General features: G+C 24.0%; 13 protein-coding genes. 8 read left to right on the top strand and 5 right to left on the bottom strand.

Annotated features, from left to right (window positions below; translation table 11 throughout):
* Positions 1-67: 67 nt before the first annotated feature.
* Positions 68-961: a tyrosine-type recombinase/integrase gene (locus BFN48_RS04800; protein WP_069649773.1), complete on the bottom strand. Its 894-nt coding sequence runs from the start codon at positions 959-961 to the stop codon at positions 68-70.
* A gap of 325 nt (positions 962-1,286) precedes the next feature.
* Between BFN48_RS04800 and BFN48_RS04805 the strand changes: the two genes are divergently transcribed.
* From BFN48_RS04805 to BFN48_RS04820, 4 genes are all read left to right on the top strand, one after another.
* The gene (locus BFN48_RS04805; RefSeq protein ID WP_069649774.1) at positions 1,287-2,873 is read left to right on the top strand and encodes an ATP-dependent nuclease; all 1,587 of its coding nucleotides are present in this window, start codon (positions 1,287-1,289) and stop codon (positions 2,871-2,873) included.
* Between the two features lie 807 nt (positions 2,874-3,680).
* Entirely contained in the window at positions 3,681-4,007 is a 327-nt protein-coding gene (locus BFN48_RS04810) for a hypothetical protein (protein WP_069649775.1), read from the top strand.
* Between the two features lie 104 nt (positions 4,008-4,111).
* The gene (locus BFN48_RS04815) at positions 4,112-5,665 is read left to right on the top strand and encodes a tetratricopeptide repeat protein (protein WP_069649776.1); all 1,554 of its coding nucleotides are present in this window, start codon (positions 4,112-4,114) and stop codon (positions 5,663-5,665) included.
* Between the two features lie 42 nt (positions 5,666-5,707).
* Positions 5,708-6,784: a PD-(D/E)XK nuclease family protein gene (locus BFN48_RS04820; protein WP_176718817.1), complete on the top strand. Its 1,077-nt coding sequence runs from the start codon at positions 5,708-5,710 to the stop codon at positions 6,782-6,784.
* 174 nt (positions 6,785-6,958) lie between these two features.
* Here the strand turns inward: BFN48_RS04820 and BFN48_RS04825 are convergent, their stop codons facing one another.
* Both BFN48_RS04825 and BFN48_RS04830 read right to left on the bottom strand, forming a co-directional pair.
* Positions 6,959-7,237 (bottom strand): hypothetical protein, encoded by a 279-nt coding sequence (locus BFN48_RS04825; protein WP_069649778.1) that lies wholly within the window; start codon positions 7,235-7,237, stop codon positions 6,959-6,961.
* 823 nt (positions 7,238-8,060) lie between these two features.
* The gene (locus BFN48_RS04830) at positions 8,061-8,252 is read right to left on the bottom strand and encodes a hypothetical protein (protein ID WP_069649779.1); all 192 of its coding nucleotides are present in this window, start codon (positions 8,250-8,252) and stop codon (positions 8,061-8,063) included.
* A 166-nt stretch (positions 8,253-8,418) separates the two neighbouring features.
* Between BFN48_RS04830 and BFN48_RS04835 the strand changes: the two genes are divergently transcribed.
* Positions 8,419-9,177, top strand: coding sequence for a DUF1444 family protein (locus BFN48_RS04835; RefSeq protein ID WP_069649780.1), 759 nt, complete (start codon positions 8,419-8,421; stop codon positions 9,175-9,177).
* A gap of 48 nt (positions 9,178-9,225) precedes the next feature.
* Here the strand turns inward: BFN48_RS04835 and BFN48_RS04840 are convergent, their stop codons facing one another.
* The gene (locus BFN48_RS04840; RefSeq protein ID WP_069649781.1) at positions 9,226-9,510 is read right to left on the bottom strand and encodes a hypothetical protein; all 285 of its coding nucleotides are present in this window, start codon (positions 9,508-9,510) and stop codon (positions 9,226-9,228) included.
* Positions 9,511-9,733: 223 nt separating this feature from the next.
* Here BFN48_RS04840 and BFN48_RS04845 point away from each other — a divergent pair, with 223 nt between their 5' ends.
* Positions 9,734-9,928, top strand: a complete 195-nt coding sequence (locus tag BFN48_RS04845) for a hypothetical protein (protein WP_069649782.1) — start codon at positions 9,734-9,736, stop codon at positions 9,926-9,928.
* An 815-nt stretch (positions 9,929-10,743) separates the two neighbouring features.
* Positions 10,744-11,607, top strand: coding sequence for a CPBP family intramembrane glutamic endopeptidase (locus BFN48_RS04850; protein ID WP_069649783.1), 864 nt, complete (start codon positions 10,744-10,746; stop codon positions 11,605-11,607).
* 59 nt (positions 11,608-11,666) lie between these two features.
* Here BFN48_RS04850 and BFN48_RS04855 read toward each other — a convergent pair whose 3' ends face one another.
* Positions 11,667-12,989 carry a hypothetical protein gene (locus tag BFN48_RS04855; protein ID WP_176718818.1) on the bottom strand — a complete coding sequence of 441 codons (1,323 nt, stop codon included), beginning with the start codon at positions 12,987-12,989 and terminating at the stop codon, positions 11,667-11,669.
* A gap of 637 nt (positions 12,990-13,626) precedes the next feature.
* On the opposite strand from BFN48_RS04855, the gene BFN48_RS04860 reads away from it, so the two are divergent.
* On the top strand, positions 13,627-14,334 hold the full coding sequence (locus BFN48_RS04860; RefSeq protein WP_069649785.1) for a DNA alkylation repair protein: 708 nt from the start codon (positions 13,627-13,629) through the stop codon (positions 14,332-14,334).
* Positions 14,335-14,400: the final 66 nt, after the last annotated feature.

Genomic DNA, 14,400 nt, shown 5'->3' on the forward strand with positions numbered 1-14,400 from the left:
TTATAAAATAGTTATAATAGTTACACTAGTTACTTATAACTAGTGTAACTATTATTTTTTTGTTAAATTACAATTTTTCTACAGCCTTTTCTTTATCTTCATCAGATGGTACTGCGTAAACTTGAGAAATCAATTGAGTTCCTGAATGACCAACCAAATCTGCAACAACAGTTAAAGGAACTCCTTCATCTACCATTTTTTTAATAGCGTAGTGCCTTAGTTGGTGAGGAGAAATATGGATACCTAGTCGTTTGCTGTATTTATTTATAATTTTCCAAATTGCTGATCTGGTATAAGGTTTTTTTCTTTCTGATAATAGAAGATTGTTATAATTAGTTTTTATTTTTTCTCTTATTTTTAAATAATCTTGTATGGCTTTTTTACAATCAGAGTTTATAGGAACTTTTCTATATTTACTGTGTTTTCCATAAATTAACAGACAAGAACCTTTTTCACGAAGTATGATATTATCAATTTTTAAATTTATAATTTCTGAAATTCTAAGTGCATGTCTGAATAATTCAATCATTACAATATGATGTTTATAGCCACTTCTATATATTTCTCTTCTTAATTTCCTGAAAGTTTTTTCATTAATCCATTTAGGCTCTGGAATATTTTGAATTTTTACTTTCTTTATATTTTTTGATATATCTTCTTTAATATAGTTGTATGAATAGAGGAAAGAAAAATAATTCTTTAGGCTCATAATTTTTAAATTTACTGTATTTGCTTTTGCATTTTTTATATTGATTAGGTATGATTTAAAATCTCGTATGTCTATTGTTGTAACAATTTTTGGATCAAATGGGTCTGAATTTGAATCATTAAACCATTCTATAAAACTAATGATATTATTAATATAAGTATTAATAGTTAATTCTGTCTTATCAAGATTTTGCATATATTTTTTAAACTCATCTAAATAATACTTGTCCATATACAAATCCCTTTTTTTCATATCTAATATACCTCCATATTTTTTTGGAAGTATATAAATTTATTTAAATTAGTTTCAAGAAAAATTTAGTTTTATGTATATATAATTTAATAAAAATGTAGGCAAAAAAGTTTTGTTTCCAATTTTTTAGCATTATTTTTTAATGTATAAATTTTACAATTGCTAGATATCTACTTTTGAGGGAATAAAAATTTTTCGAGAGATAGCAAATTGGAAAAAGAATTGTAGTTATGTTGAAAAATTTTATAGAATAAGAAAAAATAAGAAGGAAAAATAACAATTGATGTCAAAAAAGAAAAAATATAGTTTGAGAAAGGGGGATATTATGATTAATTTAAGTATACAGAACTTCAGATCTTTTGAAGATGTTACTCTTGCTCTTGATAATGTAACTATTATTGTAGGTAAAAATGATAGTGGAAAAAGTAATTTATTTAGAGCATTATATTACTTTTTTAATGTTAAACAAACCTTAAAAGAAAGTGATAGGCCGATATTTATGTCCGATAACAATAAAAAAACATGTGTTTCATTTAATCTAAATATTACTGAAAGTAATAAAATAAAAAAGATTCTAAACAATAATAATCTAAAATTAAAGTATATAAGTAAAGAAAATGATAATTATTGGTGTTATACAGAGGATCAAAAAATAAACCTAAATAATCTGAAAAATAAAGTGGATAAAGTGGCAGAGGATGTTATTCCAGAAATATACTATATTGATATTGCTAAATTATATAAGTCTTTTGATTTATTTAATGTTTGGGATGATATCCAAAGTGAAATTCTGAAAATTTTAATTGATCAACAAAATATAAATTCTAACTATGAATATTTAATAAACGAATATATACTTAAGTATTGGAATTCAGATAAACAAAGTGAAATTTTTCTAGTTAATGAAACAGAAGGTAAATTTGTGTGTCATGCGAGGGATAAAAATAGAATTAGGGTTAATTTATGTGACAGGGGTACTGGCTTTCAAACTTTTTTATATTATTTAATGAGTATTATTAAAGTAGTAAAAAGTAAGAATAATAAAAGAAATATTATTATGATTGAAGAACCAGAAAGAATGATGCATCCACAAGCACAGAGAGATTTTGTAAAATTAGTTAATGACATAACTAAAGAATACAAGGATATTTATTTTATTATTACTACTCATTCTCCAGTAATAGTTAACGAAGGAAGTAATAATAAAATTTTGTTGTTTGAGAAAAGCGAAAGAGGAAGAACATTAATAAATCATAAGCCTTATAATGAAAATTGGAAAAAACTAAGATATGCTTTAGGAATGTTACCAAGTGATTCATTGATAATTGGTAAAGTTACAGTTCTTGTTGAAGGAATATGTGAGAAGTTATTTATACCTAGACTGTTAGAAAAATTTACAGATATTAAAATATCAGATATAAATTTTATTGATTGTAATGGTGCAAGTAATATACCTTATATATTAGATTATGTTAAGGATTTACCTACTAAAATAGTTGTTTTATTAGATGGTGATAATCAAGGGGATCAAGCCTATAAGAAGTTAAGAGATAATAGTATAATACCTCTAGAGAATATAATTAGTTTATGTAATAAAGATAGTAGAAAAAAAGATATTGCTTTTGAAGATGTTTTTGATGTAAATTTATTAGTTGAAGGTTTAAGAAAAATATATAATGGAAATTCTATTACAATTGAAGATATGGATAAGTTTAAGTCTCAAAAAGAACATTATTCTAAAATGTGTTGGGGAAGATTTGCTAAAAAATATTTAAGAGAAAAAGGTATAATACAAGAAGATGATGATTTAAAAAAAGTAGAATTGTGTGAGTTTTTAGTTAGTAATGTTAAAGAATTTCCAGAAAAACTAAGTCCTTTATTAGAAAGATTAAAAATATTATTAAACGATTAGTAATACTTTTGAAATAAATATTTTAGTATTTTTTATTACAAATTCGATAACAAAAAGATTGATAGTTGATAATCTATTTTCCAAGTATCAAAGTATATAATTTTTTAACAGTAGATATAACATTGAAAACGAAAAATATGTAAAATTTTAAAGAGTTTTGATTGTAATATTATGAAAAGAATGAGCAGTAATTTTCGCAGTTAAATAATAAGTATTCAAATAAAAATTATACAGTATATTCATATTAATAAGATATTCAAAAGAAAAAGACTCTTTATTAGAAAAACATATACCTTATAGAATTAGTGATGAATGTTTTAGGAAACCGACAAAAGAAGAAAAGAAACATTTTAAAAGTGATAACATAGTAGTATTTAAAGTGAAATCATAGTAGAACAAATTTTTAAATTAAGAGATTTATATAGAGTAGTTTTTGTGTTTATAACTTTAGAAATTACAGAAATTTAAGAGAAAGGATTACCCATATAAATAAGCAAGAAATTTTATGATAAGGTGTTTGGGTAGTGATTATAATCTAAGTTTATAAAATGAAGATTTTGATCAATAATATTATGAATATTATCAAATAAATAGCACTAGGATACCTATATGACAAAAAGTATAGATTGATAAATGTGCTATTATTAAGAAAAGTATGGTGCAAATAAAGAGTTAAATGTAACGATAAAGGATTATATAAGTATTTATAAATTATCTGATAAGAAGGTTAATATATTAAATATATTCAATATGCTGTTAGTTTAAAAAAGTTTAAGTAAATTATCTATTGAAATAGAGGTGATAATTATGAATAATAAACAAAATTATATTGTAGAAAAAATATTACAAAAACTAAGCGAACAAGGATTTGCACAAGGAAAAAGAAATAAATTTGAACTTGTCGAAAGTACAGAAAAAGGAGTAAGAATTTTAAGAGAAAAAGGAACGGAAGATGAAATAAAAAAAGATGAAATAGAAGAAGTGGTAAAAATCCTACTAGAAAAACCAAATATTTATGATTATAATGTTGAAAATTTTAGAAAAGAAATTGAAAAAGTAATTAAGAGGCGTATTTATTCACCACTTTGGGCCATGATACATTTGGTTGATAAAGATGAATATATTTTAGATTAGAATTTAAATATACATAGTGCGTAAAAAAATGCGATTTTAGTCGTATAATAATTGTCAATTTTTTTATTAAATTTTTAATGATAGAATAATAAGAGGCGATAACAATGTGGGAAACGATTTTTGTTGATGGGGTTAAGTATATAGTTAAGAAGAATATAAAAATAAATGATGTGTTATTAAAGATTTATATCAAATCTGCAAAAAAAGCCAAAAAAGACATGATGCATATTTACGATATAAAAATTTATTTTGATCAGAAATTATTTAAGGAGAAAATACAGAATTTATTTATTATTACAAAATTTCATTCATTAAATGAAAAAGATAGACAAGAGATATTTGTAAATACTTTAATAAACAATGGAATTGTTATGTTTGAAGCAAAAGATAGATATCTTAATGAAGAAGAAATAATTAATTATACAAAGTTATTTTATAAGTTTATTCAGAACAAAGTTAAAATAGAAATTATTAATAATGAATATGGATTTAGGGAATATAATAAAATACAACTTGATACTATTAGAGAAGAAATAGAAGAACTCAAAAACGATAAAAGAGTGTTAGAAAATATCATTAATGAGAGAGAGTATTATAAAAAAGAATTTACAAAGGCTCAGCAAGAATATAATAGATTGTTACTTGAACATGAAAAACTAAAAAAATTAGTTCATAAAAATGAAGAATTAGATAATCTATTACAGCAATCTATATCAATTGGCATTACAGACAAGATTAAATATGATTTAGAACTTGCATTTGAATGGTACTCACATGAAGCATATAGAAATGCATTAAATATTCTAAAAAAATATAATGATATTTTAAAAGACAATCATATTTTTAATTACTTTTATGCTAATTCTCTTTATAAGGAAAAAGAGTATGATAAAGCAATTCAAATTTACGAAACTAGAATTTTCACAAATGGTCAATTAAATAAATATACCGATAAAATGAAGAAGTATTTATATTTTTATTATGGAGACAGTCTTTTAAATACGAAGAGATATGCTGAAGCATTTCAGCAATTTAAAAATGCTAAAGATATTGATGAAAATTTTATTGAAGCAATATTTAATATGGGCCTTAGTAAGTTTAATCAATCTATTATTATAAGACAAGATGGCTTTGCGTTTATAGAAGAATATATAAGAGAAGCGAAAGAATATTTTTATATTGTAAAAAATAAAAAGAAATATTTAGAACAGTGCTGTTTCAATTTAGCGATAATTGAGAGAATGTTAGGAAATCTTAATCAAGCAATTGAATTTTTTATTTTATCAAGTAATCTATTAGAAGATATAAGTTTGAGAATTCAGTGTTATACAGAATTAATTGAATCGTATTTATTAAGAAATGATGATGAAAATGCAAAGAGATATATTGATAAAGTAGAAAGAATTTTAGAAGATGCTAATGATTTTGAATTAAGTAAAGTTCATAAATGGCATTTATGTCATTATTATCAAACAAGAGGAACGTATTATATAAGCATTGATTATAATAAATGTCTAGAGTCTTACTATATGGCATATAAGATTATTCCAAATGAGCAAACGAAAGAAAATTATGAGTTTCATCTAAACAATAGGCAATCTTCAGATATTTTAGAAATAGGGAAATATAGTATAATAAGGTCAGCCAAAATTAATTGAGGTGTTAAAAATATTTTATAGTTAATGTTTGGAGTTGAAGTTATGAGTCTGTTTGGAAGATTATATGATTTACTTAAAAGTTCTTCTTCAAATGTAAGAGAGGATTACCTTTCAGAAATATTTGCAGAAGTATTAAAAGATAGAAATATACTTATTGATTTTGTTGAGAAATTTATTGGATTAAGCATTATAGAGTTGAGACAAGTAAATATAGAAACCCAAAAAACATATAGCAAACTTGTCAATCATAATATGGACAGTAGACCTGATATAGTTATTCAATTTAAAGATAGAAAATCAACAAAAATTTATACAATTTTTGTTGAATCTAAGTTGTCAGCAATAGAAGGGGACAAGCAGTTGCAAAGATATGCTGAACACCTTGGTAGAATAAAGAATGAATATTTTGCTGAGACTTATCTTTTATATTTAACAGAAAGTTTTGATCCTAAAAATGAAAAAAATATTTTTACGAATGGTAAAACATGTGAGTTTTTGCAGTATAGATGGTATCAAGTTTATGAGTGGTTAAGAGAAATACCATTTAACAATATGTTAAAAGATTGTTTATTAGAATATATGGAGGAGATGGGAATGGATAAGTCAAGAAAGTTTTTACCTCAAGATATCTATGCACTTCAAAACAGCAGAAGGTTATTCCAAATGATTGATGAAATATTAGATGGTAAAATTGATGAAATATTCAATAATAATTTTGGGCGACCATTTCAAATAAGTAATAGATTTACACAACTTAGATATCATGATAGATATGTAAAATCTGTATCATTATCAAAAGGGAACTTAGGTATATATGTAGGAATTCAGTTGACCGATGAAATATATCCTTTATGTAGTGTTGCTTTAGAGGTTTCACCTAAAAATCAGCAAAGAAACGTGATATTAAAGGCTGCAAAAGAATTCATTGGCAAAAATCCAGAATTTGAAATTGCTTATTTGGAAGATGAAAATGAATGGGGATTTCTATACTGTGAAAAACCATTAATTGAATTTATGATAGAGGAAGATCATATAAAAGCAATAGAAAAATTTTTTATTGAAGGCCTTAGTAAATTAGTGGAGTTTAAAGTTAAAAATCCTGAAATAAACTGGGGCTAGAAATATAGTTTACTAATTTAAAATGTAGAGAACTTAAATTATAAGATTGATTAGTAAATAGATATGGGCAGTTTTAAACTGCCCATATCTATTTAAAAGGGTATTTTGCCAAAAAATATTAGTATATTTTCAAATTATATTATTAGATTTAATTATTTTTTTATTAATTAAATATTATTCTAATGTAGCACGATAGCCAAAATACGCCATCATGACATGGAGTATTATACCTGCAAAGAGGTTTCTAAAAAAATAATGTTCTGCATAAGTGCTATTTGATAGTATATAAATGTAAATACCTGTAGGTACTAGCCATGCCGAAAAATAAATCCTTTTAATTATTTTTTTTACTTTTTCAGTCATATAATCTTCTACAATAAACATTAAAAGATTGAATGCAACACAGTAAATAGCCAAACATGTAAAAATAATTCTTAAATAATTGCCTATCATTTTTTAATTCCTCCTTATTGTTTTTCTAATTTTTATATAATCTTACAATTAAATTTCAAGTTAAATTTTTATTTTTTTATAAATAAATACTTGAAAATATAAATATTTTTTAATTAGAATCTATCAAGTTTGGAAATTGATGTTATTAAGGCATATAGGAAGAATTGAATTGAAACTTGATAAAGTTTTCCTATAATAGAATCTAAGGATTTTACAGTAGATGAAGATATAGGTTTTATAAGAGAAGAATTTACGAATGATTTAGATATTTTATATGTAGTAAATATAGGGAATATTTACAGGTTTATAACCAAACATGATAATATAGATATAAAAGAAAAGAACTAAAAAAGCAACAAAGAATAATATCAATAAAATCTATAATGTTCTAGTAGAATTAGATAAAAATTATAGGTTTATATACTAGGGTTTACATCCAATTTAGGGGTTTCAATGTTATTGTCAGACAAGTTTATGAAACAGGTTTATAAAAAATTAGGAAAGAGTTTTTGTTTACTATATTTTCATAAATTTAACAATTGCTAAAGATAGTTATAAATATATTGAATTACTACAATTATTGATTAAGACAACATTAGATGAGAAGAAGATATCAAATAGAGTTTACAGATGTAAATACAGTGACATTTGATATGCTAAGCCAAAACAGAATTTTAAAATAGATAATAAGAAATTCCCTTTGGGTTAGTACAAAGGGAATTTTTCTATATATTTGAGCGGTTGAGGGTATTTTAATTATAAAAAAATTAAAAGTCAAATTTTTATATTAAAATATAAAAAATAATATCAATAAAAGGTTGTTTTAAGAATTGACATTATCTTTATAAAAAAACTTTTTTTCAATTGTGTTGACAAAATTAAATAGTTGAATAAATGAGGCTATTATGTATGTTGTTATAACTATTTTTACAAAACTATTTTCAATTATAATATTAAGTAAAGCAAGTATAATATTACATACTATTAACCTTCTTAAAGATTTAAATAATAACATTGATATACCTCCTTATTATGTTTTTCTAATTTTTATATAATCTTACAATTAAGTTTCAAGTCAAATTTTTATTTTTTTTAAATAAATACTTGAAAACATAAATACTTTTTAATTAAAATGCATCTAGTTTAGAAATTGATATTAAGGCATATAAGGAGGAATTAAATTGAAACTTGATAAAGAACAATTTAAATTTAAATTATTAAATGATATAAAAAAAGTATATGAAAATGCTGAACTAAATAAAGAACTCATTACTTTTGAATTTGGAACACTAGAAGTTATAATTGATACTAAAGATATGTATAAATTGTATGGGAAATCAAAAAACAACTATAATACAGTCAAAAAACACTGCTTAAATGCTGTAAAAGAAATTATAGAAGAGACGAGATTTAAGGTGAATTATAATAAAGTTTTTCCAATTATAAAACCTAAAGATTTTGGATCAGATAAAGAAATAAATTTTATAAGAGAAGAATTTACAGATGATTTAGATATTTTATATGCAGTAGACATGGGGGATATTTACAGATTTGTGACTAAACATGATAATGTAGATATAGAATTATTAAAAAAATCAGCAATAAATAATATAAACAAAATATATAATGTCTTAGTAAAATTAGATGAAGAATTATCAGTTTACACATTAGGCTTTACAACAGATCTAGGGAGCTCAATGATTTTATCAAAAAACTTTATAAAACAGATTTATAGGAAGGTTGGAAAGAGTTTTTTATTTGCAATACCTTTTAATGGTACTTTAGTAGTTGCAGAGAATAATGACAAATATATAGATTATTTAAATGAATTAATAAAAATGATACAAGAAATTGATAAAATATCTGACAGTGTATATAAATATGAAGATAATAAAATAGAATATGCGACTAAAAGAAGAATTTTAAAAATAATAAAATAACAAAATAATTAAAAGGTTCCCTTTGCTGCAAACAAAGGGAACCTTTTTTTATGAAAGTTCTAACTTTATTGTGTTTAATAATTTTATAATATTTGGGATATTGAATTTTAAATTATTGTATTCAATATTATCTAGTTTTTCTATTATACTGATATAGTAATTAATTCTGCTAATATATGATGAACAAATTTCTTTATTGTGTCCAAATAGAAAGTGGTTAATTAACAAGTTCATCGCTTCTTTAGCAAGAGATTTGTCTTCATATCCAAAATTATTTTTAATGATATGCAAGAAATAATTTATTTCTAGTTTAAGAACTTCTAGTTGTATCATGTAGATCACCTCCATTTAATTTCCAGCATTATAAACACATTTATATGTATTTTCAAATTTTTATGCTGTTTTTTAAAAAAATTATGTTTAAAAGTTTTGTTTACAGATTATTACAGTTATATTAAAAAAGTCCAATGTTAAACACAAAATGATTTTTTTGTGTTAGTATAAAAATACATTAATAAAAATTGAGAAAAAACCTATTTAAATAGGAGGGATAAAAATGCTAAAAAGAATAGCAAGTCTTTTAATTGCAAATATTGCTGGACTAGTTGTATTTTATTTGATGTATAAAGCAGGAATATACTTAAATGTTCCTTTACTAGAAAAATATTATTTAATACCATTCACAGCATTAATTGCATATTTAATATTTGAAGATTATAAAGGAATAAAAAATTATTTAAAATATCAGTAATAAAAAGTCAGTGCATAAGTATAGATTTCTCCTGTTTAATGGCAGGGGAATTTTACTTTATTAGCAATTGATGGGGTTGTTAGGTTGGTAAAAGAACGTTATAGTTAAATAAGAAAGGTTAAAAAGTTTTTAAAAAGTCGGGATAAGATAAAAAACTTAATTTGTTGTTTAAAAAATTTTTGAATAAGAGACGCTTATAAGAAATATTTAATTTAAAAAATATTGATATATAGCCTGAATGACAATATTGAATAATTGTGTTTAACTACTAATAGAAATTAGTATAGATATATGCAGAAAAATAAAATGAAATATTGTTTTGAAAACTAAATGGATTAAATGGATATGTAAATTGACATTTTAATAGAAGTGTGTTAATTTGTGAGTGTATATGATTAAAATCAGGTGGACTATACAAACAAAATTTTTGTAAAATGGCTAAATAACTGGGATTCAGGCATGTCATCAATTTGTTGTGACTTCGAATCAGTTGGTCGGGGGTTCGAGTCCCTCAGGGCGCACCAGAATAATTAAACCATTTCATTAAGGAAAGTTGAATTTTGCTTAAAACAGCTCATCTGGTTTTATCTGTTCAGATGAGCTATTTTTTTATAATCCATAGAAAATTATACTTCTTGTTAAACTGTGGATAATTTTAAATATAATTTCTGTTTATGGATTTCAACAAAATCTTCCTTAATTTATTTAAATCGAAAATTTTGTTTTTTAAAAAATTGACATTTGATATATATTTTTAATAGAATATAGATTAAGTTTAATATTTTACCATTTTATTATGTTTGGGGGTCAATTAAATGAAAAAATATTTAAGAATGTTTGGCAGTGTTTTATTATTAATAAGTTTATATGTTATACCTCAATTTATTGCAGGAGCTGTATTAGGGGTGGTTATTGCACTTAATAATATTGAAAAAGCTCAAGATCCAGCTTTTTTACAACAGATGATCAATGCAAATATTCAATATGCAATGCTTTTAGGAATAGTGATTTCTACACTAATATTCTTTATTGGATATAGTAAGATGAAAGATAAAATTAGAAACTGTGATTTTACACCAATTAGCTTTAAAAATACTACATTCGCCGTGCTTATTGGATTTTTGTTAAATATTTTTATCAGTTTAATACTTATGTTAATTCAAACGAGTAAAACATTTATGAATTCATCAGATATTCAAGAAGTTTTTTCTAATTATGCTGAAAATGTAGGTTTTTTAATGGATGGTAATATTATAACTGTTCTTTTAATAATTGGGATTTTGGTACCTATTTTTGAAGAAATTCTATATAGAGGGTTAATATATAAAAGATTGGTTGAAGATATTAATATATGGGTAGCTATAATTATACAAGCTATTTTGTTTGGATTAACTCATTTTAATTTAATACAAGGATTATATACGTTTGTATTAGGGATTATATTGGCATTAACTTATCATTGGGTAAAGTCAATATGGGCACCAATTATTATACACATAACTTTTAACTCTGCTAATTATGTTGTGAACTTTATATTGCCATTAGTTGAGAATAGTACAGTTGGTATTATTATTACTTCAGTAATCAGTATTGCATTTATTTTGATTATACTATATAAAATCAGAAAAGATTACATTGGAAAATATGATGAAACAAATGAAGTTACGGCTATTGCTTAAGTTAAATTTAAAATAGAGATGAAATATTCATCTCTATTTTAAATTTTATCTCTTATGGTTTACTCTATAAAAGATAAACTATATCCAAACATATTATTTGATATTTCCCTATTTACTTTATAAATATCGTCTAGTTCTTTTCCTGATAGGCGTAGGTCTCCTTTCATTAGATTTGAGAAGGCTATCATTCCTCTACCAAGTTGAAATTTCCTTTCTTCAATGTATGTATTGTTAAAATAACCTTTTATGCCTTTTACAATATATCTTACCTTTACTGTAGGATTATTCATATCAATCTTTTCAATTGGATAATAAGGTTGGTTTTCGTAAGAAATACTTATTATTCTTGCTTCCATTCTATATATTTTGCCATTAATTTCTACAGGCTGAGTCCATCTGTTCCCAGTTTCTATAGGTAACTTAAGAATTATTAAATCTTTTAGAATTGAATTAACTGTTCTTTTGTTAGTCCGTGTGTTTTCTGTGACTTTTTCGGTAATTGTACCATCTTGAAAGTTAAATATATATGAAACTCTAAATTGACCACCTAATCCTGTGCCGTCTTCAAAACTTCCAGAAAACTCATATACAGCTTTTTCTGCATCTTCTGAAACCTTTCTTAGTACTCCAGAATGTCCGTATTCAGCTAGTCCATGGTATATTAATATTTTTTCCAAAGGAGGGAGATATTTTTTCATTTCTAAGTAATTCACATATCCACTAGCTTTCTTATATAACGAATATCCTATTGTAAAAGAATCTTCATTTTGGTTATACGGTCTTTCGAAAGTTACTATACCTACTCCCTCTTGTATTTCTCTTTTTTCATAGTAATTACTATCTAAATCTTTATATATTACAGAGTATGTTTTGACTCCTTTTTCTTCATTGATATTTTCGATATAACACTTTAGGTGATGTAGATTACCCTCTTTATCCTTTAATTTTTGATTCCATTCATTACCTTTTTCAAGAGGTGTTTTAATGAGTATCAACTCATTAAATATAGAATCCATTATTTTTTCTCCTGTTTTTCTCTGAATCAGCTTTCCCTCTTCAATAGTATATATTATTTCTAGACCAAAATTTCCTTTAGCTTCTCCATTTGAAACATCAAATACATTACCTTTTACAGAATAAATAATTTTGTTATTCAAGTTTATAATGTCCTTTAAGACCATTTGATGGCCATATTCTGCAAATCCACTGTATACCCATCTATAATTTTCTCTTTCAGGAAGCAGTTTTTTTAGTTCTTGAAATTTTTCGCTATTGGTTATTTCGTTGTCATCATTATCTATATTGTTTTGTTTTTGCTCAATATCATTTTGCTGTTTTAAAATATTTTTGTTTTGGCATGAAATAAGTTGAAGTATAATCATTAATATTAAAAGCAATAAAATAGGCTTATGTTTTATAATCCATAGGAAATTATAATAAAATCTTATATTAAAAAAATTAATGTTGATTTTATTGAAACTTTGTCTGGCATGTTTACATGCCAGAGTCGTTATAACCTTATTGAATTTTGGATAATTTAAAATATAATTTCTGTTTATGGATATAGGCAAAATCTTCTTTAATTTATTAATTATTTTAATTGAAGATTTTGTTCTATTGATGATTTTATTCATATTTCTATAACCTCCAAAATTAAACAAGAAATTACAAAAATCTTACTATCTAACAAAATACCCTTATTAGTAATTATTATACCTTCACTTTATTAAACTTAAATTAATAAATGTAATAATATAAAAATTAGATGAGATCAAGTTAAATCAATACTTTAATTAAAAATTCATTAATTATAAGAATTGATTGTTATGGAAATAATACATAAAATTTTCTTTATAACTGGACTAGGTTAGCAATTATATTATGTAAGGTTTGAGTGATAAGATATGCAGATTACTTGAGTTGTTAAAGGTATTAGGTATCAAATCTAGAATATAGGTAATATTAATGATTTGTATTTTATGTAGATAGGTAAAAATATGTTATAAATAGGAGGATTATATGGATAGAGTTAAAGCTATTAAAAATGAGTTGTCAAAGTATATTGATGAAGAAAAAGCAAAGTATCTACCCAATTTTTTTAAAGCTTTCCCAGGGGGATATGGCGAAGGGGATAAATTTATAGGAGTAGCTGTGCCAAATCAAAGAAAAATAGCAAAAAAGTTTAAAGATTTATCTTTGAATGAAATACAGAAGCTATTAAATGAAGATATACATGAATATAGATTAACGGCATTGTTTATATTAGTTCATAAATTTGAGAAAAGTGATAACACAGGGAAAAAAGAAATAGTGGATTTCTATATAAAAAATATTAATAGAGTAAATAATTGGGATTTGGTTGATTCAACAGCTTATAAAATTTTAGGTCCATATTTAATAGATAAAGATAAGGCTTTACTATATGATTTTGCAAAAACAGATCATCTCTGGAAACAGAGGATTTCGATTGTTACTACTTACTATTTCATTAAGAATGGGGAATATGAAGACACATTAAAAATTTCAAAATTACTATTAGACCATAAGCATGATTTAATTCATAAGGCTGTAGGTTGGATGTTAAGAGAGATAGGTAATAGAGATAAAGAAGTTGAAGTAGAATTTTTAAAAAGATATTATAAAAAAATGCCAAGAACTATGTTGAGATATGCAATAGAAAAATTTGATAAAGAGGAAAGAAATAAATATTTAAAAGGTGAGATATAGCGTTAGAGTTAATAAAGCCGGGTAATCAATCTTTTAATTGATTGCCCGGCTTTTTATGAATAGAAT

Origin of the sequence: Caloranaerobacter ferrireducens, assembly GCF_001730685.1 — a bacterium.
GTDB classification, from domain to species: Bacteria; Bacillota; Clostridia; order Tissierellales; family Thermohalobacteraceae; genus Caloranaerobacter; species Caloranaerobacter ferrireducens.

What these genes read in the sequence shown, in the direction of transcription:
- BFN48_RS04800 (WP_069649773.1), bottom strand. Translation starts at nt 961, where the DNA reads ATGAAAAAAAGGGATTTGTATATGGACAAGTATTATTTAGATGAGTTT.
- BFN48_RS04805 (WP_069649774.1), top strand. Translation starts at nt 1,287, where the DNA reads ATGATTAATTTAAGTATACAGAACTTCAGATCTTTTGAAGATGTTACT.
- BFN48_RS04810 (WP_069649775.1), top strand. Translation starts at nt 3,681, where the DNA reads ATGAATAATAAACAAAATTATATTGTAGAAAAAATATTACAAAAACTA.
- BFN48_RS04815 (WP_069649776.1), top strand. Translation starts at nt 4,112, where the DNA reads ATGTGGGAAACGATTTTTGTTGATGGGGTTAAGTATATAGTTAAGAAG.
- BFN48_RS04820 (WP_176718817.1), top strand. Translation starts at nt 5,708, where the DNA reads ATGAGTCTGTTTGGAAGATTATATGATTTACTTAAAAGTTCTTCTTCA.
- BFN48_RS04825 (WP_069649778.1), bottom strand. Translation starts at nt 7,237, where the DNA reads ATGATAGGCAATTATTTAAGAATTATTTTTACATGTTTGGCTATTTAC.
- BFN48_RS04830 (WP_069649779.1), bottom strand. Translation starts at nt 8,252, where the DNA reads ATGTTATTATTTAAATCTTTAAGAAGGTTAATAGTATGTAATATTATA.
- BFN48_RS04840 (WP_069649781.1), bottom strand. Translation starts at nt 9,510, where the DNA reads ATGATACAACTAGAAGTTCTTAAACTAGAAATAAATTATTTCTTGCAT.
- BFN48_RS04845 (WP_069649782.1), top strand. Translation starts at nt 9,734, where the DNA reads ATGCTAAAAAGAATAGCAAGTCTTTTAATTGCAAATATTGCTGGACTA.
- BFN48_RS04850 (WP_069649783.1), top strand. Translation starts at nt 10,744, where the DNA reads ATGAAAAAATATTTAAGAATGTTTGGCAGTGTTTTATTATTAATAAGT.
- BFN48_RS04855 (WP_176718818.1), bottom strand. Translation starts at nt 12,989, where the DNA reads ATGATTATACTTCAACTTATTTCATGCCAAAACAAAAATATTTTAAAA.
- BFN48_RS04860 (WP_069649785.1), top strand. Translation starts at nt 13,627, where the DNA reads ATGGATAGAGTTAAAGCTATTAAAAATGAGTTGTCAAAGTATATTGAT.